General features: G+C 55.4%; 19 protein-coding genes and 1 pseudogene. 6 read left to right on the plus strand and 14 right to left on the minus strand.

The window, feature by feature from the left end; genetic code table 11:
* Positions 1–12 precede the first annotated feature (12 nt).
* From RE6C_RS13045 to RE6C_RS13075, 7 genes are all read right to left on the minus strand, one after another.
* Entirely contained in the window at positions 13–774 is a 762-nt protein-coding gene (locus tag RE6C_RS13045) for a methyltransferase family protein (protein WP_039961948.1), read from the minus strand.
* Between the two features lie 10 nt (positions 775–784).
* Positions 785–3,934 carry an efflux RND transporter permease subunit gene (locus tag RE6C_RS13050; protein WP_008657189.1) on the minus strand — a complete coding sequence of 1,050 codons (3,150 nt, stop codon included), beginning with the start codon at positions 3,932–3,934 and terminating at the stop codon, positions 785–787.
* 6 nt (positions 3,935–3,940) lie between these two features.
* Positions 3,941–5,470: an efflux RND transporter periplasmic adaptor subunit gene (locus RE6C_RS13055; RefSeq protein WP_236618183.1), complete on the minus strand. Its 1,530-nt coding sequence runs from the start codon at positions 5,468–5,470 to the stop codon at positions 3,941–3,943.
* 171 nt (positions 5,471–5,641) lie between these two features.
* Positions 5,642–6,184 carry a hypothetical protein gene (locus tag RE6C_RS13060; protein ID WP_008657191.1) on the minus strand — a complete coding sequence of 181 codons (543 nt, stop codon included), beginning with the start codon at positions 6,182–6,184 and terminating at the stop codon, positions 5,642–5,644.
* 92 nt (positions 6,185–6,276) lie between these two features.
* Positions 6,277–6,621 carry a hypothetical protein gene (locus RE6C_RS13065; RefSeq protein ID WP_008657192.1) on the minus strand — a complete coding sequence of 115 codons (345 nt, stop codon included), beginning with the start codon at positions 6,619–6,621 and terminating at the stop codon, positions 6,277–6,279.
* Between the two features lie 131 nt (positions 6,622–6,752).
* Entirely contained in the window at positions 6,753–10,130 is a 3,378-nt protein-coding gene (locus RE6C_RS13070; protein ID WP_008657194.1) for an efflux RND transporter permease subunit, read from the minus strand.
* A gap of 40 nt (positions 10,131–10,170) precedes the next feature.
* On the minus strand, positions 10,171–11,724 hold the full coding sequence (locus RE6C_RS13075) for an efflux RND transporter periplasmic adaptor subunit (protein ID WP_008657195.1): 1,554 nt from the start codon (positions 11,722–11,724) through the stop codon (positions 10,171–10,173).
* 573 nt (positions 11,725–12,297) lie between these two features.
* Here RE6C_RS13075 and RE6C_RS13085 point away from each other — a divergent pair.
* Complete coding sequence (locus tag RE6C_RS13085; protein ID WP_008657199.1) at positions 12,298–12,507, plus strand: hypothetical protein; 210 nt, start codon at positions 12,298–12,300, stop codon at positions 12,505–12,507.
* A 60-nt stretch (positions 12,508–12,567) separates the two neighbouring features.
* Here RE6C_RS13085 and RE6C_RS13090 read toward each other — a convergent pair whose 3' ends face one another.
* From RE6C_RS13090 to RE6C_RS33500, 4 genes and pseudogenes are all read right to left on the minus strand, one after another.
* Entirely contained in the window at positions 12,568–14,121 is a 1,554-nt protein-coding gene (locus RE6C_RS13090; protein ID WP_008657209.1) for a TolC family protein, read from the minus strand.
* A gap of 10 nt (positions 14,122–14,131) precedes the next feature.
* The gene (locus tag RE6C_RS33240) at positions 14,132–14,254 is read right to left on the minus strand and encodes a hypothetical protein (RefSeq protein ID WP_008657211.1); all 123 of its coding nucleotides are present in this window, start codon (positions 14,252–14,254) and stop codon (positions 14,132–14,134) included.
* Positions 14,255–14,440: 186 nt separating this feature from the next.
* On the minus strand, positions 14,441–14,776 hold the full coding sequence (locus RE6C_RS32875; RefSeq protein WP_236618197.1) for a hypothetical protein: 336 nt from the start codon (positions 14,774–14,776) through the stop codon (positions 14,441–14,443).
* Positions 14,777–14,836: 60 nt separating this feature from the next.
* Positions 14,837–15,103 (minus strand): annotated as a pseudogene (locus tag RE6C_RS33500) (hypothetical protein); the annotation flags it as partial.
* A 406-nt stretch (positions 15,104–15,509) separates the two neighbouring features.
* Between RE6C_RS33500 and RE6C_RS32195 the strand changes: the two are divergent.
* From RE6C_RS32195 to RE6C_RS13120, 5 genes are all read left to right on the plus strand, one after another.
* Positions 15,510–16,001: a hypothetical protein gene (locus tag RE6C_RS32195; protein ID WP_039961952.1), complete on the plus strand. Its 492-nt coding sequence runs from the start codon at positions 15,510–15,512 to the stop codon at positions 15,999–16,001.
* Positions 16,002–16,243: 242 nt separating this feature from the next.
* Positions 16,244–16,366: a hypothetical protein gene (locus RE6C_RS33245; RefSeq protein ID WP_261340118.1), complete on the plus strand. Its 123-nt coding sequence runs from the start codon at positions 16,244–16,246 to the stop codon at positions 16,364–16,366.
* A 217-nt stretch (positions 16,367–16,583) separates the two neighbouring features.
* On the plus strand, positions 16,584–18,152 hold the full coding sequence (locus RE6C_RS13110; protein ID WP_008657222.1) for a SulP family inorganic anion transporter: 1,569 nt from the start codon (positions 16,584–16,586) through the stop codon (positions 18,150–18,152).
* A gap of 36 nt (positions 18,153–18,188) precedes the next feature.
* On the plus strand, positions 18,189–18,860 hold the full coding sequence (locus RE6C_RS13115; RefSeq protein ID WP_008657223.1) for a carbonic anhydrase: 672 nt from the start codon (positions 18,189–18,191) through the stop codon (positions 18,858–18,860).
* A 60-nt stretch (positions 18,861–18,920) separates the two neighbouring features.
* Entirely contained in the window at positions 18,921–19,202 is a 282-nt protein-coding gene (locus RE6C_RS13120; protein ID WP_008657225.1) for a hypothetical protein, read from the plus strand.
* A 29-nt stretch (positions 19,203–19,231) separates the two neighbouring features.
* Here the strand turns inward: RE6C_RS13120 and RE6C_RS13125 are convergent, their stop codons facing one another.
* From RE6C_RS13125 to RE6C_RS13140, 3 genes are all read right to left on the minus strand, one after another.
* The gene (locus RE6C_RS13125) at positions 19,232–20,362 is read right to left on the minus strand and encodes a tetratricopeptide repeat protein (protein ID WP_236618184.1); all 1,131 of its coding nucleotides are present in this window, start codon (positions 20,360–20,362) and stop codon (positions 19,232–19,234) included.
* A gap of 366 nt (positions 20,363–20,728) precedes the next feature.
* Entirely contained in the window at positions 20,729–21,742 is a 1,014-nt protein-coding gene (locus tag RE6C_RS13135; RefSeq protein WP_008657230.1) for a DUF1559 domain-containing protein, read from the minus strand.
* A gap of 317 nt (positions 21,743–22,059) precedes the next feature.
* Positions 22,060–22,740 (minus strand): secreted protein, encoded by a 681-nt coding sequence (locus RE6C_RS13140; protein WP_008657232.1) that lies wholly within the window; start codon positions 22,738–22,740, stop codon positions 22,060–22,062.
* Between the last annotated feature and the right edge of the window lie 700 nt (positions 22,741–23,440).

Consider the following 23,440-nt stretch of genomic DNA (forward strand, 5'->3'; position numbering starts at 1 on the left):
ATTGCATTTGAATCACGTTATTGCCTCCTGGGGTCCGACCTTGCCCGAATCGCGCCGTCGATACCGGCGTTTCATGTAGCGGGCGATGCCGTACAGCACTACGCCTGCAGCCAAGATGAAATACCAGGAGGTTTCAACGGCGACTTTGCCCTGCTGGATACGGTGCATGAGCAGTTCAACGCCCGGAAAGGCGACGGCAATGACGGCAACGGCGGCTGATTCGGCGCGGATCACCTTGGACCAATTCATGGGCAGTTCCGCGCTCCGCCACCGCTTGAGTCGCGGAATGAATGCCGGTGTTCGGTTCGACCATCGAATGAACTCGCGTCCAAACTTCTGCCGAAGAAAAGCTTCTTCCGTGAACATGATCCGCTCGTAATACAACGCGAACGACATCACGTAGATTGCGACGAGCCAAGGTGCAAGAGAATGCAGGACAATCCCCAAGGCAATCAGGAAGTTGCCTAGATACAGCGGGTGTCGCAGCACCGAGTAGAATCCAGACGTATTGAGCGATTCAGCGATCTGCTGCTTCGTGTTCCGGCCCGACGTGCCGTCGGCGGCATGTCCGACCGTATGACAGCGCACGAACAAACCAAGCAACGAAACTCCCACACTGAAAATGCCCCAAGCCAGATGCAGATTCGGATGGGCCTCGATCACTGGGTAGCGTACGGCAGCAACAAAAATTAGCGGTAGGAACACGAATGGAAGGTAGCTACGCCAGCGGAACAGCCAAATTCCTGATCGTTCAAATTCTTCAATGAGGGGCATGGATTGCGCTCTAGGAGGCTGTCTCTTTGGATTGGTCTGTGTTCGTCACTTCCTTGTCCACTTCGTTGCCATCGTCCTTCGGCTCAAACCAATGGTAGATCGATGGCAGCACGATCAACGTTAGTAGGCTGGACGTGATCACCCCGCCAATCACGACCGTCGCGAGCGGTCGTTGCACTTCAGCACCGCTGCTGGTGGAAAATGCCATCGGCAAGAAACCAAGAGCGTCAGTGGTCGCGGTCATCAGGACGGGCCGCAGTCGATCGACGGCACCGGTGAATACAGAATCGTCGATTCCTTGGCCGCGCTCTCGAAGTGCGCGGATGTGTTCGATCAGAACGACACCGTTCATCACCGCGATGCCGAACAAGGCAATAAAACCGACACCGGCAGATATGGAGAACGGCATGTCGCGAACCCACAACGCGAGAATGCCGCCGACGGTGGCAATGGGAACGTTCAAGAAAATCAGCAATGCCAATTTGACAGAATTGAACGTCAGGTAGAGCAGTGAGCAAATCAGAAACAGTGCCAGAGGAACGGCGATAGACAATCGTCCGACTGCGTCCTGCAAGTTCTTGAATTGTCCGCCCCAAGTGACTCGGTAACCCGGTGGCAGTTCCACTTGTGATTCAACCGCCGCCTGGGCTTCGCCCACAAAACTGGCTAGGTCGCGACCACGCACATTGACTTGAACGAGGAACCGTCGTCGGATTTCATCGCGACTGATTTGGGCGACCCCGGGACCGACCGTGATTTCGGCAAGTTGCTCCAACGGGATTTGCCGGCCGCTCGTGTCGGCGATGCGTATCTTCTTGAGCGACTCTAAATCCTCGCGATACCTGGGTGCCAGTCGGACCATCAGCGGGAACCGCTTTTGACCTTCAAACACTTCACCGGCACCTTTGCCACCAATCGTCGCGACCGCGTCGAGCACGTCGCCGGCATTGATGCCGTAGCGAGCGATTTGGTCACGCAGAATCTTCACTTGAATGTACGGCAAGCCTCCTGTTTGCTCGGGCTGCACATCGGCCGCACCGGGTACCTGGGAAACAACCCCCGCGATCTCGTTGCCGATTTTCTTGAGCGTTTCAAGGTCGTCGCCATACAGACTGATGCCGATGTCACTGCGGACGCCCGAGAGTAATTCCTGAACACGCAGTTCAATGGGCTGAGTAAAACTGAAGTTGTTTCCGGGGATGCGTTTGTTGAGCGCTTCGCTCATCGCAGAAATCAATTCCTGCTTGTCTTCGTACCGCCACTCCTCCCGCGGTTTCATGATCACAAAAATGTCGCTCGCTTCAACGCCCATCGGATCGGTCGCAATCTCGGGACGCCCGGTTTTTGACACGACCGATTTAACCTCCTCGCCGAATTCATCCAGCAACGTTTGTTCGATGTCCGTGGTCATCTCGATCGAACGTTCCAGTGAGACGCTAGGAAGCCTGACGGCCTGAATCGCCATGTCACCTTCGTCTAGCTTCGGAACGAACTCAGCGCCAAAGCGGCTCGCGATAAAGATGCCGATTGCCAGCGACGCGGTTGCGATACAGACAATGGCCACCGGATGCTTCATGCTGCGACGTAGCAGTGGTTCGTATCCACGTTTGGCCCAACGAATCAAGAACGGGTCTTTTTGCGTGAACTTGCGAGCCAAGAACAGCGAGGCCAACACCGGCATCACGGTCAGTGAGACGATCAACGCACCGACCAACGCCGACATGAAGCTGAATGCCATCGGGCCGAACATCTTCCCCTCGATGCCCTGCAGCGACAGGATCGGAATGAACACGATAATCACGATCGCACCGGCGAACAGGATCGGTCGGGCAACCTCATGGCTGGCCTCGCGGAAGACTTTCAACGGTGCCTTTTGCAGATCGGGATTGCGTTGCTTTGCTAATCCGACCTGTCGAATCACGTTCTCGACCATCACCACGGACCCATCGACAATGATGCCAAAGTCCAAAGCGCCCAAGCTGAGCAGGTTGGCCGATACACCGAAGTATTTCATCGCCATGAAGGTGAACAACGCTGATAACGGAATTGCCGAGGCCACGATCAAACCGGCCCGCCAGTCGCCGACGAGCAAGAACAACATGATGATGACCAGGATCGCTCCGCCGCTGACGTTTTCGATCACCGTATCGACCGCACGTTGGACCAACTCCGTGCGGTCGTAGAATGGGTCGATGTAGACGCCTTCGGGAAGAGACTTCTGAATCTCGGCGACTTCCGCCTTGACGTCCTCGACGACGACCCGCGAGTTCTCGCCGATTAACATCATGACAATTCCGACAACGGCTTCGCCACGTCCATCCCGCGTGACGTAACCTTGTCGCAGCAGCGGTGCGAACTTCACTTCTCCAATGTCGCGAATGAGGATTGGTGTGCCATCCTCACGGCTATCCAAAACGATGTTGGCGATATCATCGAGTGATTCGACCAAGCCCTCGGCGCGGATCAATCGTTGTTCTTCGTAGTGCTGGATGTACCCTCCACCGGCGTTGGCATTGTTGCGGTCCAGGGCATCGAAGACCTGCTGCAATGCGATGCCGTAGTTGAGCATTGCGTTGGGGTCGATTTGGACCTCGTAGGTCTTCAGTTCACCACCGAACGTGTTGACTTCGATGACGCCCGGAACACCCCGTAATTGAAACGCAACGTTCCAGTCGAGTATCGTTCGCAAATCCTGTAGGCTGTAGTCGTAACCCTCTTCGGCACGGACCTCGAATTGGTAAATTTCACCCATGCCCGTGGCGATCGGTCCCATGGTCGGCACGCCGATGTCGGAAGGGATTTCAGCACGCGCCTGGGTCAACCTTTCACCGACGAGTTGTCTGGCCCAATAGATATCGGTGCCTTCCTCGAAGACCACCGTAACGTTGGAAAGTCCGAATCGCGTAACGCTGCGAATCTCGGTGACCTTGGGAATACCACTCATCGCGGTTTCGACCGGGAAGGTCACAAACTGTTCCATCTCAACCGGCCCGAGCGCCGGCGAAGTGGTCAGCACTTGGACTTGCACATTCGTCAAGTCAGGCACCGCGTCAACTGGCAGCCGAAGCATCGAATAGATGCCTGCAACGACCAGCAGTACGACGCCCAGCAGGACGACGATGCGATTATTCAGAGAGATGTCAATGATGCGATTTATCATGATGAATTAGTGACCGTGGCCGATCTCTCCTTTCATCAATTCCGACTTCAATGCGAATCCGCCTGAGGTGACAACTTTGTCGCCAACCTTCAATCCTTGGCGAATCTCGATGATGCCGTCGGACAATGTACCCGTGACAACCGGGACTTTACGAAACTCAGTTTCACTCTGCTGAACAAAAACAACTTTCGTGTCCTCAACTTCCTGGATGGCCGACTCGGGTATCGCCAGGATGTTCTGCGAATCCTGAGACGGGATTTCAATCTCGACAAACATTCCCGGCTTCAGGTGCCGATCTTCGTTGTCGGCAACCGCCTGCAGACGCAGCGTCCGCGTATCGGGATCAAGGACGTCGCCTCGGTAAAAAATCTTCGCGGTGTGCGTGTGCAGTGAACCATCACTGGCCGTCGGTGCACGAAACGTCAACGTGTCACTAAGCTGCGCGATCGCGGGCAAGTCTTTTTGATAGATGTCAGCTTGCACCCACACGGTCGACAAGTCGGCCAGCCGGAACATCTCGGTGTCAATTCCAACGCGTTCGGCCAGCACCACATTCTTGGCAATGATGGTTCCCGCGAAGGGGGCGACGACTTCGTAGTGCGAGATGTGCCCTCCCTTTTTGTTCGGCTGAATATCCTCAAGCTCAGCATCGTCATAACCGAGGATATTCAGTTTTGCCTTTGCGACTTCAACCGTTTGTTGAGCTTGTTGGACAGCCTGCTCTGCCTCCAGCGCATCTTGCGGAACAGCAAATCGCAGTTGTTCGAGAACCGCATTGAAACTTGCTCTCGCGGTGTTCAGATTCGCCCTTGCTTCGATCAGTTGTTTACCAGCGATTGCACCGGTGTTGGCAATGGGTTCGATCCGATCGAAATCCGTTTGTGCCTGCACAAGGGCAGTGTAGGCACCGAGTAATTGCTCTCGGTATTTCCCAATCGGCTTGTCACCAAGTGTCTTTTCGATTTCCTCCGCCGATGCGTTGCGGTCGAGCGCCTCAATCAACTGCAGGGCATTCGTTTTCACCCGTTGGGAAAAATCATTGGCTTGTTTGGCAAACTTTTGCTGCAACCGAGCTTGGTACAGTTCGAGTTTTGCCGTGCCCACTTCGCGGCTGTCGATGATTGCCAGTGTTTGGCCTTCGTCGACGCGATCACCTAGATTGACCGACACCTCGTGTGCCCGTCCTTCGGTGATGGAATAGATGTTGGCACTGCGGTCTTCGTTGAGCGTTAACTTGCCCGTTGCCCACGTCTGGATATTGACGGTTTGTCGAGTGACAGGCTCAACCTTTAGTTTGGAGGCCTCCCACATTTCCTTTGGCAGCGTGACAACGGCTTCTTGGCCTTCCTCTTCGTGGCCTTCTTCCTCCTCTCCCTCATGGCCGTGGCCATCGCCTTCACCGGCGGAGTCCTGCCCCTGAGCCACCGAAGCACTGGACCAATAGGGGACGCTAAAATAGACGGCACCACCGGCTAACGCCGCAGATGCGAGACAGGCTCCGATGAGGGTCCAATTTGGAGACGCTTTCTTGTTCATGATGGCAAACGATTCGGGCAACGGATGATTTCGTGTCGATCGAAGTCCTTTTCGTCGAAAATAGTAGAAGCAATTCAAAAAGCGGTTCCCGGCCTCACGAGGCTAGTCGTAAACAAGGCCGGGAACCTTGCCGATCACGGTGACACACCGCGAGCGACTGGGGCACTCTCATTAGTGGTTGTGTCCTTCATGGCTACCATGGTCATGTCCTTCGTGGTCATGGTCGTGCGAAATCTTCCCGGTGAACGACTTGCCATCAATCTGCAAGATGACGGCTCCCTCGGCTCCGGATTCCATCCACTGGTCCATCTCGATGCTGGTGGACGTGAAACGCGAGGACTTGCCTGATTCGTCTTCGGCCTGTGGGTTGGCAGGAAGCTCGAACGACTTCACTTCGCCATCATGCTTCAGACTGACGGTAAGTTTTTCGGCTTCGATCGCGACCGGTTTGGTTGCAGACCCATCCAGCACATAGAGTGCTACTGCACCGCTGCCGTGCATCATTTCGATGTGAAACGCTTCTTTACCGAGTTCGACCAGCTCGCCGCCGTGTGGTCCATGTTCGGGATGTCCACCCATGTCCATCATCGGCGGCAACTCATCCATCACGATCGGTTCGGATGATTCCGGTGCTTCAGAGACTTGAACGTCTTTTTCCGAGCAGCCGACGAAGGTAGTGCAAGCAAGGGCCAGCGTGAGTAGATGAGTTTTCATTTTTTCTTAATTGGGAATGAGGAATTGGGAATGAGGAATGGAACGGGGGATAGGACGAAGTTTCCTGTCCCCCATTCCCGGTTCCCCATTTCTTAATGAGCGTGCTTGGTCTCGAAGCCGTGCTTCTTCAACCAGCTCTCCCATTGGTGGGCTTCGTTGTGACTCTTGAGAGCCAACTGCTGCCACTTCGGGCAGCGGTAATTGACGTCGGTGTGACCGCCGTGCGAGCCGACCTTCACTTCGCAGCGAAGCGTCTTCAGCGTTTTGACCAGTTTGTCGCCCTGGTCACCTTCGGCATGCGTGGTTTTCCACTTTTCCAAGCGGTATTCGACCAGTTCTTTTGCCGCCGCGTTTGGCTCGTTAGCGTGAACCAACATGCTGCCCATCGCGACCGATGCGACCAGAGCTGCGACTGCGAGTATCCGTACATTCAACATTGACATTCCTCCGTGGGAGTCTTCTCGAAACAAACAACCATCGTTTCGGCAACGCACCGAAACGGCAAACTAATTTGCCCATTGAAGCGGGCAATCACGAGGAACCGTTCCTCGTACCAGTGTTTCATCTTTCACGTCGCGACCACTGGTTCGGCAGGCGTGTGGACGGTGCCGCTGGATTCCGTACTCTCCAACCCTTCCAAATGGTCTCGCACGATTTGCTTTCCGGCACCCTGACCGATCGTCCAAAACAACGCCGGTCGGACGAAGAATTCCGCCAGCGTGCTCGTTAGCAATCCGCCGACAATCACAGTCGCGATCGGGTACAGAATCTCTTTACCGGGTTCGCCCGCCGCGAGTGCCAGCGGCAACAATCCGATGCCAGACGTCAGTGCGGTCATCAACACCGGAGCCATCCGTTCTTGGCCCGCTCGGCGCACCATTTCGCGAGTCCATGATTCGCCCTCGTGCTCGACCAAATGGATGTAGTGATTGAGCAGCAAGATGCCGTTGCGACTAGCAATCCCGCATAACGAGATAAAGCCGACCATTGCCGCTACAGTCAGGTTTTGATCCGTGATGACCAGCGCCGCGACTGCTCCGATGAAAGCGGTTGGCAGCGCAACCAAGACTTGCATGGAGAAATTGATGTTACCAAATAGCGTGTATAACACCAGGAACATACCCAGCAGCGCAACGCTCGAAAGAATCAACAAACGACGCGAAGCTGATTGTTGGCTCTCAAACTGTCCGCCGTATTCGAGAAAATAACCAGGCGGCAATTCCATATCGGCGAGTTCGGTTTTAATGTCTCCCACAGCGTCGACGACTCCGCGTTCGGAAACGTTGGCTTGCAGCACGATCCGGCGACGAACCTGTTCTCGCTTGATCATGTTTGGACCGCCGCTTTCATAGATATTGGCGACCGAATCGAGCGGCACCATCCCGCCGTCGGGAAGCGGGACCGCGAGACGTTTGAGCTTGCTGACATCTTCGCGGTACGGTTCGTCCATGCGGACCATCAGGTCAAAGGTTCGCTGACCCAGCAGCACTTGGCTGACGACCGTCCCGTTCATCGCTGTTTCGACCAACTCCATTACGTCAGCAGGCTGCAAACCGTTCTGGTTCAGCGCCGCACGATTGAGTTCGATACGAAGCTGCGGAATATTGGTCTGTTGTTCAATGACGACGTCGGTCAATCCCTCGACACCGGCGATGCGTTGCTTCATCTCTTCGGCTTTGTTCCGTAACACGTCCAAATCGTCACCGAAGAGTTTGATGCCGATCTGAGCTTTGACACCCGAGATCATGTGGCTGATCAAGTGCGCGAGCGGTTGCTCGGTGCTGGAGACAACGCCGGGAATGTCCTCCATCGTCTCGCGAATTGTTTCGAGCGTCTTCTCGCGATCGGCATCGTCTTCCATTTCCAGGAACAACTCGGTCACGTTGACACCTTCGGCATGCTCGTCTAGCTCGGCTCGGCCCGTTCGGCGAGCGACCGACTTGACCGACTCAATTTCCATCAATCGTTCTTGCACGGTGACGCCGATCTTGTTGCTGGTGGCCAACGATGTTCCCGGCGCGAGCAGAGCGTTCACCTGAACGGCACCCTCGTTGAACGGCGGCAGAAAATCACTCTCCAGTTGTGTCACCGCAAACACCGCGAACGCGACCATCACAGCAGCCACACCAAGAACAGGGCCGGCGAATCGCGTGCTGAATCCGATAGCGAGTCCCGCCAGTCCCTTCAGGCCCTCAAGCAATCGGCCCTCTTCGGCCTCCTCGCCGCCGAGCATCCATTCCGTTACCAGCAGCAGCACCCAAACCGTGGGCGTCAAAGCGATCGTCCACCAAAACGGATCACCGGGCATTTCAAATGGCAAATGCAAAATGTGAATCGCTCGCGGCACGACCCAGTACATGGTGAGTGCGGCGATGCCTAACGCCAAAACTGGAACGACAAACCGCCAGACCTTTTTGCCGACAAGCAACAACGACGCCAGCACGGGTGTGACCGTCAATGAAACGCCCAGTGAGGCGACTAGCGAAACCACATAGCCCATCGCAAGCGGCACGAACAGCTTGCCTTCCATTCCTTCGAGTGCGAAAAGTGGAATGAAGACGAGCACCACGATTGCCGTTCCGTACACCACGCTACTTCGTACTTCGATGCTGGCTTCGTAGACGACTCGCAGCACCGGTCGCGGATATTCCGCATGGCGATTCTCTTTTAACCGCCGGAAGATGTTCTCAACGTCAACGATCGCATCATCAACCAATTCTCCGATTGCGACCGCAAGGCCACCAAGCGTCATCGTGTTGATTGACAATCCGAACGCAGCGAATACGCAAGCAGTGGAAATGATCGAAAGCGGAATCGCCGTCAGCGTGATGAACGTGGTGCGGAAGTTCAGCAAGAACAGGAACAAAATGACCAGAACCAGCACACCCCCATCGGCGAGAGCTTCAATGACGTTTTCGATTGCTCTGTCGATGAACGAACGCTGCGAGTAAACGTTGGCGATCCGAATATCGTCTGGCAACGAAACTTTCAGTTCTTCCAATGCTGCGGCGATCGCGGTGTCGACCGCACGTGTGTCACTGCCAGGCTGTTTGTTGATGGTCAAAACGACGGCTGGCCCACCTTCGACCGTACCATCTTCGGTTCGCAGGAAGGTCGACGAGTCACCTCGCATGACTTGCGGGCCTTCGATGACTTTCGCGATATCGGCCAGGGTGATCGGACGACCTTCGCGCATCGTGATCGTGACCTGACGCAGGTCTTCAAGGCTGCTGATTCGCCCCAACCCTCGGACCAACAACTCGTTCGCACCGCGTTCGTCAAGATATCCGCCGGTCGCGTTCAAGTTTGACCGCGAGACGGCTCGGTGGACTTCATCCATCGAAATGCCAAAGTTTCGCAGTGCATCCGGATCAACCAGCACTTGATACTGCATCCGCCCACCGCCCATCGTGAAGACTTGCGAGACACCAGGAATCGTCAGCAAGCGTTGACGCACAGCCCAGTCCGCGAGCGTGCGAACTTCCATCGGTTCGGTCACATCGCCTTCACTCCACATGCCGTACATCAGAATCTGGCCCATGATCGACGAGATCGGCGCGAGCGTCGGCTTCACACCATCAGGCAGATTCTCCGAGGCAAGCTGTAACCGTTCATTGACGATCTGACGATCGTTGTAGATGTCGGTATTCCAAGCGAACTCCACGTAGATCACGGACAATCCGATACCGCTACTGCTACGCACCGCTTCGACGCCGCTAGCTCCATTGAAAGCGGTCTCCAGAGGAAAGGTGATCAGCGCCTCGACCTCCTCAGGAGCCATTCCAGGCGCTTCGGTCATCACCACCACGCGCGGACGGTTCAAGTTCGGGAACACGTCAATCGGCAACTGCAACGACTGCCACGCCCCCACACCGAGCATGATGGCCGCGACCGCGAGAACAATCAGGCGATTGTTCAACGAAAATTGAATGATTCTGTCTAACATTTTGATCCCTCAGTAGTTTTGGTTTGGCAAAGCGAACAACTCAGTGGTTGTGCCCTGCGTGGGGATCAATGGCACCGCCAGACTTATTCTTCAGCGCCATTTGCAACTGGTGCGCGCCGCTGACGGCGATCGACTGTCCCGGCCAAACTTGGCCATCGTTTTTGATCGCGACGTTAAGGGAGTCCGACGCTAAAACCTCAACCGCGACACGGTCGAAGTGATCATTGTTTTCAACGAACACAAATCGCTCGGGACCTTCCTCGGCGACCGCTTCCTTAGGGACAACAATTGCATTGTCAAAACCAGCGACCGGAACACGAACCTGCAACCGTTGGCCAGGTTTGTAACGCCAACTGACATACTGTTGCTCACCAATCTTTTCTGACCGCTCGATCTCATTGGTTAACGAAACGTAGAACGGTAAAGCCCGCGAAACGCGATCGACCTCGTTGCCGATGTAGACGATCTTCAAACCTTTGATGAGTTCGGGCTTACCTTCTCGCGATTCGATGACGGCTTGCAGCTCCGCTCCGCTTTGCGAAGCTTCCTGCAGGGCGAGACCGTCTCGTTGGTAGGCGTGTCCTTCGATTAAAATCTGGCTGTAGTCAGAAAGCTGGCCGAGCTTCTGGCCCGCTTGGACCGATTCACCTCGGCTGACATCCAATTGGGTTACCAGGAATTCTGCGTCGATATGTGCCGGATGCGGTATCGGCGGCGGCTGCATGGAAGCAAACCTCGCACTCGTCGATACAGTCCGATTCTGTGCTTGGGAGTTTGCCGACGGCCATTGCGGCGAAGACTCATGCAGCGATTCATGATGCAGTGAACGATCGGCATGGAGCGTCGGAGCGAAAATCGTGACCTCGCGAATCAGCTCTCGCGTTTGCTCGATACTCTGAACTTGGCTTTGAGTTAAACCGTGCAGCAGCATGGATTGTTTCGCCGCACCCAAGTTGGCCATCAACTTGTCACGCTCGTATTCACGTGTGAGCAGGGTCTTTCCGGCGATGGCCCCCGTCCCGGAAAGGGAAGTCAGCCGAGTGATCTCGCGTTTTTCAACATCCAGTTCGCCTAGTGAGGCTAAGAATTGTTCTTGCGTTTCGACAAGGTCTTGATGGGTCAACCGCAGGGTAAACATCGGCCGGCCGCTTTTGAGCAACTCACCTCGCGACACGTTGATCGCGTTGATCACGCCAGTCAGGGGTGAAGTGATCGCGACGTGTGTTCGCCCGGGCCAGTCGGCTACCGCGGCGGGAACCTCGATGTATTCATTGAACTGACCGACCGAAACGGCTTGCGTCGTGAGCTTCAAGTTGGCACGAGCTTGAGCACTCAGTTCGATCGAATTTGATTCGTCGTGGCCTTCGTGCCCATGGTCATGTCCCTCGTGGTCATCATGCCCCTCGTGATCGTCGTGACCGCCTTCGCCGTGGTCGTGTCCTTCATGACCGGCTTCTTCGGCCGCAGCCACCAGCCCCAACTTTTGCGGAAAGTCGGTGAAGGCAAACCCACCAACGACGATCGCGATCGCAATCGCGAAGACCGTCAACACAGGGCCAAGCAAACGCTGTAGCCAATTTTTCAATTTGGACATGGGGAAACCCTGCAATGGGGAATGAGGAATTGGGAATGAGGAATGGAGAACTTGCAACGCGAGTGCGAGTTGCAATGCGCGCAGCGAGGTCCTCGATTCATTCATTCAAAAGGATGATCGGGGTAAAAAGATGGAACGAGTTGAGTTCGAGAACGGTTTCCCTATTCCCTATTTCTCATTCCCTACTTCCCCAACTCAAATGATCCACGTGCAGAGAGAAGCACAGTGGGAGAGCGAGTCCGTCGCGACATTTACCGATCGCTGTTGCAACCGACGGGCCGCGAGCGAACTGACGAAACTCATCATCGGATCGTGCTCGTAGCACACAAACGCAACCACAGGAGCGTCGATGATGAAGACGACGTCACTCGAAGGCACAAAGCTGCATTCTACTTCGCCGTGGCACCCCGGATGGTTTCCATCACAAGGCTGTGACTCGCAAGCACAACACGGAGCCACCAATTGGCTAACATTGTCGTACGCTTCGACCGTCTCGTCCTCGCCCGAGCAATCGTGGTCGTGACTACAACAATGGTCGGATTGGACACTTGGTAAATCGGTGCTCACACGAGCATGATCGCACCCGCCATGGCCATGGCTCCCACAAGCAGCAGCGTGATGCAGCGAACACCCGAAAATCAGGTGCAGCAGCAATGCGGCGACGGTGGTGAGACGACAAACGGCGGACACAAAAAGCCTTTCTATAGTGAGATTCCTGGTATTATCGGATCTTACAGCGAAAAGGTCCATACCGATCAGGTGACGGCGGAAAATTTTCGCTGAACTTCCCAGACCTCCGGATTAGCGAACGCATTCGCTCGTCGAAGCAGACGGGCCAACGGGCTACTGTTGACTGAACGTTAGGCCCCGTAGGCTGTCATCGCCGCTGTTGTCGACGACTGGGTCCAATGATCCCGTCAGGACATAGCCGTCAATGCGGGCACGGGCTTGGCCGAGCAATGCTTGGGCGGCGATGTATTGCAGGTTGGTCTCGAAGTACGTCCGCTGAGCGATCAGCACTTGCACATAGTTGGTTTCGCCAGCCTTATAGGCGATCTCCGACAGATCGAGCCCTTCTTGTGCGTTGGGCAGAATATCATTCGCATATTGATCGACGGCGGCCAGAGAGGCGTCAAAATCGCCGGCGGCGGTCGCTAACCGTGCCTTGATCGCGTTTTCAATCCGCTCGACTTCACGCGACGCGCGAACATATTCTGCTCGGGCCGCAGAGATGTTCCCCTGGTTCTTGTTGAACACCGGGATCGGTGCACCAATCTGAAAATTGATCAAACCGTTGTCGGTTGCGTTGTCATAACCACTACCCAACGAGACATCCAGGTTGGGAATCGGCTGAACTTCGTGACGACAGATCAACGCTCTGGCCCGAGTCACTCGCGACTGGGCCGCTTGGTACTCGGGATTAGCAACGACAATGTTCGCCGCGACGCTATTCCAATCCATCGGCACTTCGTTTCGCGGCAACTCACCTTGCAGGTCGGTTGGTGCCATCTGGGGTGTTCCGGCGAATGCTACCAACTCACGCCAAGCGGCGTTAAAGCGGACTTTGGCTTGACGCAGTTGCAGGTCAATCTCGTTCTTCAGCACTTTGGCTTGCACGACATCCAGTTGTGACCCTTCCTCCGCTCGCTTCCGCAATTCAGCGAATTCAAGCCCCTGGTCCGATACTAATTGAAACTCTTGGATCAATTGCACGCGACGCTGTGCCGCCAAAGCGTCGTAGAATTTAACGCGAATATCTGTGGCAACTCGGTATTTCTGGGCTTCCAGATAAAACAGTTGAGCACGCATGGATTCATTCAACACGCTGCGATTGAGTGCCAACTTGTTGGCCGTGACGATTGTTTGTGAAATGAAAAACGTGTGCTGGTCGGTTCCCTGATCGGCGAGTTGATTCGCTTGGTATCCGATGCTCGGATTGGCTCGCAGGCTCACTTGCGTGCGATATCCGGCCGCTTTCTGCGTGGTCGCAACCAACTCAGCAATGGTCGGGTTGTTCTGAAGGGCCAGCGACTCGAATTGCTCCAGCGTCATGCCGGTAGATTGGCCGAAATCTACAACCGGGCTGTCCAAAAAGATGGGTTCAGCCACTGTTGCCGTCCCGGAGTCTTCAAGCGACATCGCATCACGCAGAGACATCGGCGTGTCGTCCTCGTTGCTGTCGTCTCCTTCACCGTCCATGCTTTCGGTGTCGATTTCGGTATAAGCGACGGTTTGCACGCGGGGCTTTTGAGATGGAGAATGTGGTACCGGAGGCTGCAGCTCGCTGGTTGCAACTGCCACTGCGGTCACATCGGTCGCTTGCCGCAAACTCGGCGTCGAAGCGACATGTTGCCCAAGAGTCTGACAGCCGGTCGTGAAACCCAATGCGGACAACAACAGCAGACGCCTAGCCCGCTTCGCCGTGGCAGAAATTGTCCTGCCGCGGGTTGTCTTGATACAGAATGGTCGTGTATTGGTCACCGAGTATTCCTCCTTGAAATAGATAAAACGACCAGCCTGCGGTACCCATCGGTTCCGCAACTACCGAATTTCAAGCAGAATCGTCCCAATCCGACATCGGACGCTATAACCAAGTACCGGTCATGAGGATTGCATCAGTCGCAAGACCGGATGGAGGGGCGCAGGACAGATTCTGTTCCAATCCCTTGCAATCGCCCAACAGCAAGCAGTCGGCGAACCGCTGCCGTCGACCGGCTCAGTGATGGCCGCCGTGGACGTGAGTCGTCGCGTGAGGGACGGCATCAACATGCGTCGTCGTATGAGGTACCGCGTCGACGTGTCCACCGCGTTGCCGATAATCGGTGTGCGTTGTGGTGTGCGGCAAGTAATCGGTGTGGGTTTGAGTATGCAGGTGCGGCTGCGGATAACTGGGGCGGAAAGACTGATAAGGTTGAGCGTATCCAGACTGCTGCACGCCGTTGTGAATGTGGGTTTGGCCCTGACTGGGATAGGCAGTTTGCTGCTGTGGATAACCCTGCTGGACATAGCCTTTCTGCTGAATGTAATGACCTCGAGGGTAGCTCGGTTGCACATAGCCTTGCTGAACAACCGTGCCCGGCTGAATTACCGTGCCCGGCTGAATTACCGTGCCCGGCTGAATTACCGTGCCCGGCTGAATTACCGTGCCCGGCTGAATTACCGTGCCCGGCTGAATTACCGGTCGTGCCGCGCGACAAACGCTGGGTCTGGTACGGCTGCGTAGCAATCGGGTGACTGCCGTGCGGTGTGACATGATCGAAAAGTGTTTGAGTGTGCGGAACACGATCGACGTGCGTCGTCGTGTGAGGAACCACGTCGACGTGCCCCTGGTGTCGAACGTAGTCGTTATGAGTGGTGGTTTGTTAAACGTTGTGCCCATGCGTCGTCGTGTGAGGAACAACCCACTGAGCGCTAACTTGGGAAGTTCCCAAGAACGCCATCACCAATCCCACTGCCGTTGAGAAACATTTCATCTGATCGATTCCCTGAAAAGTGTAAATGGGGTTGGGTGATACAGTGCCGCCGTGGAACACGCCCCCGCGAGTCCTACTATGCCCTCGCGGGGGGAATGTCGCTACCAGCCCACAATCTAAGATGCATTGGATTCGTCCGCTGTACGAGTGTTGCTGGGAGGCAGTTGCTCAAGACTTGACGCGGGATTCGTCGATTGAGTAATTAAACAAATTCTGCGTTGGCATCGCGAAAAAAGATTGTTCCGGCGTGCCATCCATGCCGATTCATCCCTAAAACGCTTCCTATCCGATGAAACAACAAGAAGCTTCTTCATGTTGAAAAGGTCTCACAAACGAGTCGCTCGCACAGCCATGATGTGGCTGATGGTGGCGATGTTTGCGATGCCGACATCGTTAGTCCCAATCTGCCCCTGCACAACGGTCGCCGGCGAAAGCCAGTGTGGATGCGGTGCACTGGTCACCCAGTGCGACTCGACACAGGGAGCAGGTTGCTGTCACAACAGTCGCGCAAAGCAATCAAGTGAGATCGCCGCCGAGCGTGAATGTGGGATTGCTCTTTTCGGTTGTCACTGCGACGAACATTCCCCATGTCAGTGCCAGTGCGATCAGCGGAATGAGCAAGCCATCAACAGCGGCGATCGAATCGTCGTTCGCCAAGCGGCTGAGCGTGTCATGGCGGTATCAGCGACGCTGCTTCCGTCATCAAATTTCAATGGTTCGTCCATGCGGACGCAGCCTTCGCCTTTGACGCACGCCAAAACGGCGCAGCAACGCTGCGCCACTCTCTCGCGTTTTCTGATTTGAACGCCGCTCTCTGAGCTTTCTGTCGCGTCAATCAATCAGTGGTCAATAAGACCGCTGATTCATGCGCTTCGATAATTGAACCTGCCCGCCCCGGCATCGGTTCACACGAAGCGAGCGTATCGTGAACCGCATATTGCGTATCGTGCTGCGTTCCAAGCAATCACCGATAGCGTGGCAACTCTGCCACGGACTATCACCGTTTCAGTTTTGTAATTCCAAAATCGAAGGAAAGGATTCTCGATATGACCAAGTTACTTTTTAGTTTGATGTTGGTGGCCGCCTTGGCCGTTGTCACGTCCGTCGGCTGCGCATCAACCGCCGGAGGAGGTGGTGGCGGTGGAAGCCACGCTGGACATAGTCACTAGCGGTTGCATCACGAACGAGTCGGGTTTGTCCATCGAACGACGCGCCCAATCTCGATTCCCCGGCAGCTCAATTCGCCAGTGGCTCGATTCCCCAGTGGACCAGCCGATCGTTGGCGGCCAGGACGCCGTGTGCTCCAAGCAACGGAGTGCTGGCGGTCGGTTGGTCCCTTTACCTCTTTAACAAATCGCCAAGCTCTTCTCTCACAAAACAAATCACATGACCAATTTTCATCGGGCGACCTATTGGTCATCCATCATCAAGTCACCGAAGCAGGACTTCCTGGCTTCGATCGTTGTCTTCCTGGTCGCCTTGCCGCTGTGCATGGGAATCGCGATCGCCTCGGGGGTTCCCGTCGCTGCTGGATTGATCACCGGCATCGTCGGCGGTCTTGTCGTCGGCTGGTTCGCGGGCGCTCCGCTGCAAGTCAGTGGCCCGGCGGCGGGGCTTACCGTGATCGTCTATCAAGTGGTCAATGAACACGGCCTGCTTGCCCTCGGCGCGGTTGTGTTGATTGCGGGGACGTTGCAGTTGATCGCCGGAACACTACGGCTCGGGCGATGGTTCCGAGCAGTTTCACCGGCGGTGATTCATGGCATGCTCGCCGGCGTTGGTGTGCTGATCGTTTCGAGCCAATTCCACGTCATGTTAGATGATTCGCCCAAACAAAACGGGCTAGCCAATCTCGCCTCGATCCCCGCCGCCGCTTACGAAGCCCTGGTCCATCGAGATCCGGCTGCGGGCATTGGTGTGATCGCGATCGCTTGTCTGATGGCATGGAAAACGCTTGCCAAAGGACGTTTCGCATTGGTTCCCGCACCGCTGATTGCCATCGTGGTCGCGGCGGTGATGGCTGGAACGATGGGACTGCCCGTCGCTCGTGTGCAAATGCCAGATTCACTGAGCAGCGCGATTCATCTTCCATCGCTCGAACTGCTTCAATCTGTACCGCTCAACGTATTGCTGCAAGCGGGTGTTTTAATCGCCATTGTTGCCAGCGCCGAAACGTTGTTGTGTGCAGCGGCCGTGGAGAAAATGAAACCGGAAGTGAAGACCGATTACGACCGTGAACTCGTCGCTCAAGGGATAGGCAACATTGTCTGTGGCGCACTGGGTGCATTGCCGATGACGGGCGTCATCGTTCGCAGCAGTGCCAACGTCGAATCCGGTGGACAAACTCGATCGTCGGCGATTTTGCACGGAGCATGGTTGCTCGTCTTTGTCGTCGCGTTGGGTTCCATGGTTCGCTTGATTCCCACCGCCGGGCTTGCCGCAATCTTGGTCTACACCGGATTCAAACTGATCAACGTGCAAGAGATCAAGCGACTGAAAAGTTACGGATGGAGTGAAGTCGGCGTCTATGCCGCCACGCTGTGCACGATCATTGCGACTGATCTGTTGACAGGTGTGATCGTCGGAATTGCGTTGTCCGTCGCAAAGTTACTGATCCGCTTTTCGCACTTGAATGCATTGATTGTTCATGGCGAAGGTGATTACTGCCTTTTGCACCTCAGTGGAGCGGCAACGTTTCTTCGCCTACCCGTCCTGGCGTCCTCTCTCGATCGCATCATGCCCGGTCAAGAAGTCCATGTGGATTTCGAGCAACTCGATCACATTGACCACGCCTGCATGGACCTGCTGATGTCGTTTGCACAGCGACACGAGCAAACCGGCGGCACGTTGATCATCGACTGGGGAACCCTGCACGCTCAGGTCCATGGTATTAGTCAATCAACCAAGGTCGATTCCGAAAGCGACCACCATTTGCGTCGTCGCATCGCGGCGTAACCGACCTGCTTACCAACCTACCTATAGGAGACTCTGATGCAAAAGATCAACGAAGGCGTGTACCGATTTCAAGACGAGATATTTCCAAGCCATCGAATCCTTTTCGGGCGGCTTCGTTCCGGTCAACAGCCTCGGACGCTTTTGATCACCTGTTCGGACTCCCGCGTCGTCCCGAGTCTCGTGACTCAGTCCGATCCTGGCGACCTGTTCGTTCTACGCAATGCCGGCAACCTAGTTCCCCACCACGGTGTCGACGGAACAAGCGATGATCGTGCCGCAGCGGCAACCATCGAGTACGCCATAGACGTACTGAAGGTCCGCAATGCGATCATCTGTGGCCACTCGCACTGCGGAGCCATGCAAGCGGCCATGCAACCAAGCCAATTACACCGGTTGCCTGCAATGCGGCGTCATTTGGCAACACTAAATATCGAATACTGCCTCGCGGAACTGGATCGGGACGGAATCGAAGATCCCACGCAACGCCTTCAGGCAGTCGTCGAAGAAAACGTGCTTGTGCAAATGGCCAACCTAGCGACACACCCTACGGTCGCGCTCGCGGTGAAGGAACGACGACTTGCCATCCACGGCTGGGTCTATCACTTCGAGAGTGGCCGTGTCGAAACTTACAGTCCCCAACATGCCGCTTTCATCCCCATCACTCGCGCCGAAGGCGATCATTCAGCAACAGTAAAAGCAGCGGCTTGACCACAAGCCTTTTCATTCATCTATCCAGAACTCAATTTTCAACGGCCAACGGAATCCAAAATGAACTACACACCAAAACTGATCAGAACCACGCCGCTGTTGTTGGCCGTCGCGATGCTTGCATCCAGCGCCGGTTGCTCGACCTTGCCGTGGCGTTCCAAGAAGCCTGTCGAGACCGCCGACTACCAAGCCTACCTGGATCAGTCGGTTTCTAACGCATCCTATGAACCTTCCTATCAAACCACCGCCGTCGACGGCTCAACACTGCCGCCGCCGGTCATCAGCCCTTCGGATCGCGTCGCTGACGCGGGCGGTGGTTGCAATGACGGTTGCTGCCACTAACACCCGGTAACCCTGATCGCATAGTCAGATCACACGCCCGATGACAGAGATGGTGGCGGTCCATCCATCTGGATTGGCTCATTTCGCGATCCTGCAGGCTCAGGAGCAATTGTGATCGGTGTGCCGCCGAATCGGCTGACGAGTTCGGCAGCCAATTGGTCGCGGCTCTCTAGTTCCAAAGCACGATTCAGATCGCGGATGGCGACATCCGTTTGCCCAAGGTAACCGAATTGGTAACCGCGCAAGAAGCGTGCGTAACCGGCTTCCGGGTTTGATTTAAGAAAACTCTCCAGCCGTTTCATCTGGTCAACGAATCCGTTCCCCTGATAGTACTTACCATAGTTCTTGACGACATAGCCCCAGTCCTCTGGATTCAGCAGCGACGCCGCTCGATGAATCGCACCGGCCGCGCCCTGATAGTCCCCGACTGCGAACAATCCCTGAGCATACAGCAGCATCAGTTTCCCATCGTTTGGTGATTCAACCAACGCATGATTTGCTAATCGCACCGCTTCACCGTAGTTGGAATTTCGGAACGCTTCTTCGGCCTGCCCACGGTACGCGTTATCCCGACTTTCAGCGGAACCGACTCTTGTAACCGCATCATTGGAATCAAGTGAGATGGCGGGCTTCGCCGCCGAATAATTTGTCGTGCTGGGCGTGCTTGTCACAGCACTTGGCGGAGCGATGACCGACGGGACAACGCTCGATGGCGTTTGGGTGTAATAGTCGTAATAAGGAGTGTGGAGATGCGTCGAACCAACGGATGAATAGCCGAAACCGGAATAGTAAGGCGAAGCATAGACGTCGATGTGCGGATGGAAGGAATGCCCGATCCCATAGTGCTCATGACCGATCCCGTGATGGCCGGAGTAGTGGTTGACATGTCCACCGTGATGCACGCTTCCATGTCCGATGCCGTGACCGATGCTGTGTCCGATTCCGTGACCAATGCTATGACCGATTCCGTGGCCAATGCCATGACCGGCATGTCCGAAACCGTGGCCACCGTGACCAATGCTGTGGCCGCCGTGGCCGAAACCATGCCCTCCGCCGTGATGACCATGCTGGGCTTGCACGCTCCCGAATCCGGCAATCGACACCACGAGCGACGCAATGATCGCAAGAGAACTTCGGCTCAATAGATGAATCGTTGTCATGGTGGTGTTCCTTATGCTTGCAGAATGGCGGCTGGCTGAATCGGGCCACCAGCGTGATGTTGTCTCGCGTTCATCCGAAGTGGCACAACTTCCAGTATACCGACATCAACGTTTAGCGTGGTGGATTTTGCCAAGCGATTGACAGCCAATCACTTTATCTAACCGGCAAATCACGGACTGTTCGCACAGCGATGTGTGACTGTGTGGCAACCGACTGATTTCGACAGGTACGCAACTTGCTCCGCTTCCTTGGTGCAATTGGCGTCTGAACAGATTCCGCCGCCCGTCAAACCAACCAATCACGTCGTCAACTAAGCACTGCTTCTCAAACCGCGATTCCTGCAACGCCAAGACATTGAACTGCGTTCATTGATCGGACGGAATCACTTCGTGGCCACCTCGGGTGCCCAATGCGTGCCAGATCGTTAGGTCGATTGAATCTGTATAAAATTGAACCGATCCGTCCACCAAGCTGGCCGGCACCCCGCCGGGGTGATAGCTTCGCGCCGTTACTGAGGCGTAAGTCGGTTCCGTAATCGTCTTGCCCTCGCGGGAAGAGTTGAAATCAACGTCGTACTCTGCCCCTCCCGAGTTATAGAGCAGCTTGGTGTTGGGACCGAAAGTGGTGGTGAACCCGCTCTGGTGGATACGCGAATCGATCCATTCAGTGTGTCCCGAGTTCATTTTGAAGTTACCGCCATAGGCGACGACCGCTTGGGGCAGCGTGGGTGTCGCTTCGCCAAGCGCCGACGGAGTTAAGCCATCACGAAGGTAAGGATTGAACGCCTTGACTTCCGCCAGGGCAAGCGTGTTGCTGGTGCCGTCAAGCACATCTCGAAAACCCGTTTTACTGTTGGGAAAAACCAGCCCGGTTCCCGAACGCTTGCTGACCGGATCATAGATGAACCACTCGCCCATGTTGACGACGTAATTCATTGGATAATAGGCGAAGTCCGGGTCGGTGGCCGAAGGCGACGGCCGGGACTGGTCGTTGACTTCGCTGGGACAAAGGTAGGTGGGAACCCTAACGCCCGCGACCTCGCCTTGCGCGCCATAAGGCACTGTCCAGTCGATCAAGTCAGTCAGGCCAGATTGTTCCAGGTAGGGCAAAAGGCGTGCTTGGAACGACCACGAACTACTCGGTTGATCCGTTCGGTACAGACCACCAGAAGGAAACTGATTGAAAGCGCCGTGATAATTGTGCATGGCCAAGCTGACTTGCCTCAAATTGTTGGAGCAACTCATCCTACGGGCCGCCTCGCGAGCAGCCTGGACGGCCGGCAACAGCAATCCGACCAAGATACCAATGATCGCGATGACAACAAGTAATTCAACCAGGGTAAAGCCGCTTCGGCGGCGTGAGACTTGGGCGAGTTTCATTTTGAGGAAGTCCAGCAAACGTGAGGGTACAGACGGTTAGTTTCCGGCGACACAACGTCTTTGCTGGCTGGGATCAGACTGCCTTCAGTGAGACTCGACCTGGCTGGCTACGGTTTAGTTGTTATTGAGAATCAATCTCAGTAAGTTAAGTTGTACTGATATGAGTGGTTGTCGCAAGGGCGACAGGAACGAATCTGCCAAATTTCCGATCAGGGAGACCCGCTCTGCTTCAGCAATGCCGGCATCATGATGCTCCAGAAACGAGGGAGACGACTTTTTGCCGTCTCCCTCGTTTCGTCGGCCCACAAAACTCGCGTTTAGTGATCTTCATGCTGGGTTTCAAAGCCTTGTTGCTTCAGCCAACCCATCAACTGATCGGCCGCGGCGTGGTCGGCCAAGTGGACGTCACGCCAGGTCGGTGCTCGGAACGCGATATCCGAATGACCGTCGTGTTGGTCCACTCGAACTTCCGCGCCGAGCTTCTTCAACGTGTCAATCATTTGCTTCTCGTTGGCTGAGCCATTGCCGTGCATCCGCTTCCACTTGACCATGCGAAACTCGACCGCTTCGGGGCCCTTGGCGTAGGCCGGATCGGGATGGGCATGTGAAACGTCGAAGCCAGATTTCGCAAGGAAACCGGCCCACTGCTCGGCCATCTTGTGATCCTTGACCTTCATTTCCGTCCATTTGGGTTGACGGTATGAAACGTCGTTGTGACCGGAGTGACTGTCCTGCTTGACTTCGCAACCGAGCTTTTTCAGCGTCGCGGCCAATTGCGCGGCTTTATTCGCGTCGTCCACATGCTGTGACTTCCACTCCGGTAAATAGAACGCGAGCGTTTCACCGCCGTGCGAGTGGTCGCCGTGATCGTGTCCGGCATGATCATGCCCCGCATGGTCGTGGCCTTCGTGACCGGCTTCCTGTGCGGAGAGGGATCCACTGCCAAAGGTAAGTGCAGCGCAAGCGGTCAAAGCAAACATCGTTTTTGTCAACTTCATCTTTCAATCCTACATCATTGGGTTTGGTAAACAATTTTTTCAAAGAGCACGCCTCCGCTCGATTGCGAAAGCAATGCCTATTGCACGACGGTCTTGGCAGGGCGCAGAACGTCTGCGCAGAAACCTGACCATGGGTCGGCGATCCGAAAGAACGACGCGCAACAGCAATCAACCGTCACGCATCAAAGGGCGGAGAGACTCGCCGTTAAATTTGCCAGGATTGAAATAGCGCGCAGCGCTGCCCAGCGGGCAAGAATTGAAACTTGAATCTGACGCGGGGGTCGGTTGCTAGAGCGACTCGCGGCTGGATGACCGGGGTCGGGGTTCCAAACGCGACCGAAGCGTTCGTCTGCACGTCAAGCTGCAATGAAACCAGTCTTGCATCAACAAAAACACAACGGCCTTCGTCACATGGCTGCGAATGATCGCAGGGATTGCCATCGTGGTGCTCGTGATCCAAAGCCAAATCGCCAATCGGATGATCGTCATTTGCGTTTTCGTCGTGACCCGCCGAGCGATCGTGATCAGAATCCAACGAGCTGTGGCAACCGATCTCGTCATGCCCGCCCAGCGGAGACGTATGATTGTGATGCGCGCAACATCCCACCAACGCATGCACATTGAATGCGATCAGTGTTAGTAGATGGATGCAGGACGAAAACAAATCAGCGTTCTTGGTGGAAGTACGAAATGGGTGGGA

It is taken from the genome of Rhodopirellula europaea 6C, assembly GCF_000338295.1.
In the GTDB taxonomy this organism is placed as follows: domain Bacteria; phylum Planctomycetota; class Planctomycetia; order Pirellulales; family Pirellulaceae; genus Rhodopirellula; species Rhodopirellula europaea.

What these genes read in the sequence shown, in the direction of transcription:
- RE6C_RS33245 (WP_261340118.1), top strand. Translation starts at nt 16,244, where the DNA reads ATGACCAAGTTACTTTTTAGTTTGATGTTGGTGGCCGCCTTGGCCGTT.
- RE6C_RS13055 (WP_236618183.1), bottom strand. Translation starts at nt 5,470, where the DNA reads ATGAACAAGAAAGCGTCTCCAAATTGGACCCTCATCGGAGCCTGTCTC.
- RE6C_RS13045 (WP_039961948.1), bottom strand. Translation starts at nt 774, where the DNA reads ATGCCCCTCATTGAAGAATTTGAACGATCAGGAATTTGGCTGTTCCGC.
- RE6C_RS13070 (WP_008657194.1), bottom strand. Translation starts at nt 10,130, where the DNA reads ATGTTAGACAGAATCATTCAATTTTCGTTGAACAATCGCCTGATTGTT.
- RE6C_RS13060 (WP_008657191.1), bottom strand. Translation starts at nt 6,184, where the DNA reads ATGAAAACTCATCTACTCACGCTGGCCCTTGCTTGCACTACCTTCGTC.
- RE6C_RS13050 (WP_008657189.1), bottom strand. Translation starts at nt 3,934, where the DNA reads ATGATAAATCGCATCATTGACATCTCTCTGAATAATCGCATCGTCGTC.
- RE6C_RS13140 (WP_008657232.1), bottom strand. Translation starts at nt 22,740, where the DNA reads ATGAAGTTGACAAAAACGATGTTTGCTTTGACCGCTTGCGCTGCACTT.
- RE6C_RS13125 (WP_236618184.1), bottom strand. Translation starts at nt 20,362, where the DNA reads ATGACAACGATTCATCTATTGAGCCGAAGTTCTCTTGCGATCATTGCG.
- RE6C_RS13135 (WP_008657230.1), bottom strand. Translation starts at nt 21,742, where the DNA reads ATGAAACTCGCCCAAGTCTCACGCCGCCGAAGCGGCTTTACCCTGGTT.
- RE6C_RS13115 (WP_008657223.1), top strand. Translation starts at nt 18,189, where the DNA reads ATGCAAAAGATCAACGAAGGCGTGTACCGATTTCAAGACGAGATATTT.
- RE6C_RS13110 (WP_008657222.1), top strand. Translation starts at nt 16,584, where the DNA reads ATGACCAATTTTCATCGGGCGACCTATTGGTCATCCATCATCAAGTCA.
- RE6C_RS13120 (WP_008657225.1), top strand. Translation starts at nt 18,921, where the DNA reads ATGAACTACACACCAAAACTGATCAGAACCACGCCGCTGTTGTTGGCC.
- RE6C_RS33240 (WP_008657211.1), bottom strand. Translation starts at nt 14,254, where the DNA reads ATGGGTACCGCAGGCTGGTCGTTTTATCTATTTCAAGGAGGAATACTC.
- RE6C_RS13065 (WP_008657192.1), bottom strand. Translation starts at nt 6,621, where the DNA reads ATGTTGAATGTACGGATACTCGCAGTCGCAGCTCTGGTCGCATCGGTC.
- RE6C_RS32195 (WP_039961952.1), top strand. Translation starts at nt 15,510, where the DNA reads ATGTTGAAAAGGTCTCACAAACGAGTCGCTCGCACAGCCATGATGTGG.
- RE6C_RS13085 (WP_008657199.1), top strand. Translation starts at nt 12,298, where the DNA reads ATGATCGCACCCGCCATGGCCATGGCTCCCACAAGCAGCAGCGTGATG.
- RE6C_RS13075 (WP_008657195.1), bottom strand. Translation starts at nt 11,724, where the DNA reads ATGTCCAAATTGAAAAATTGGCTACAGCGTTTGCTTGGCCCTGTGTTG.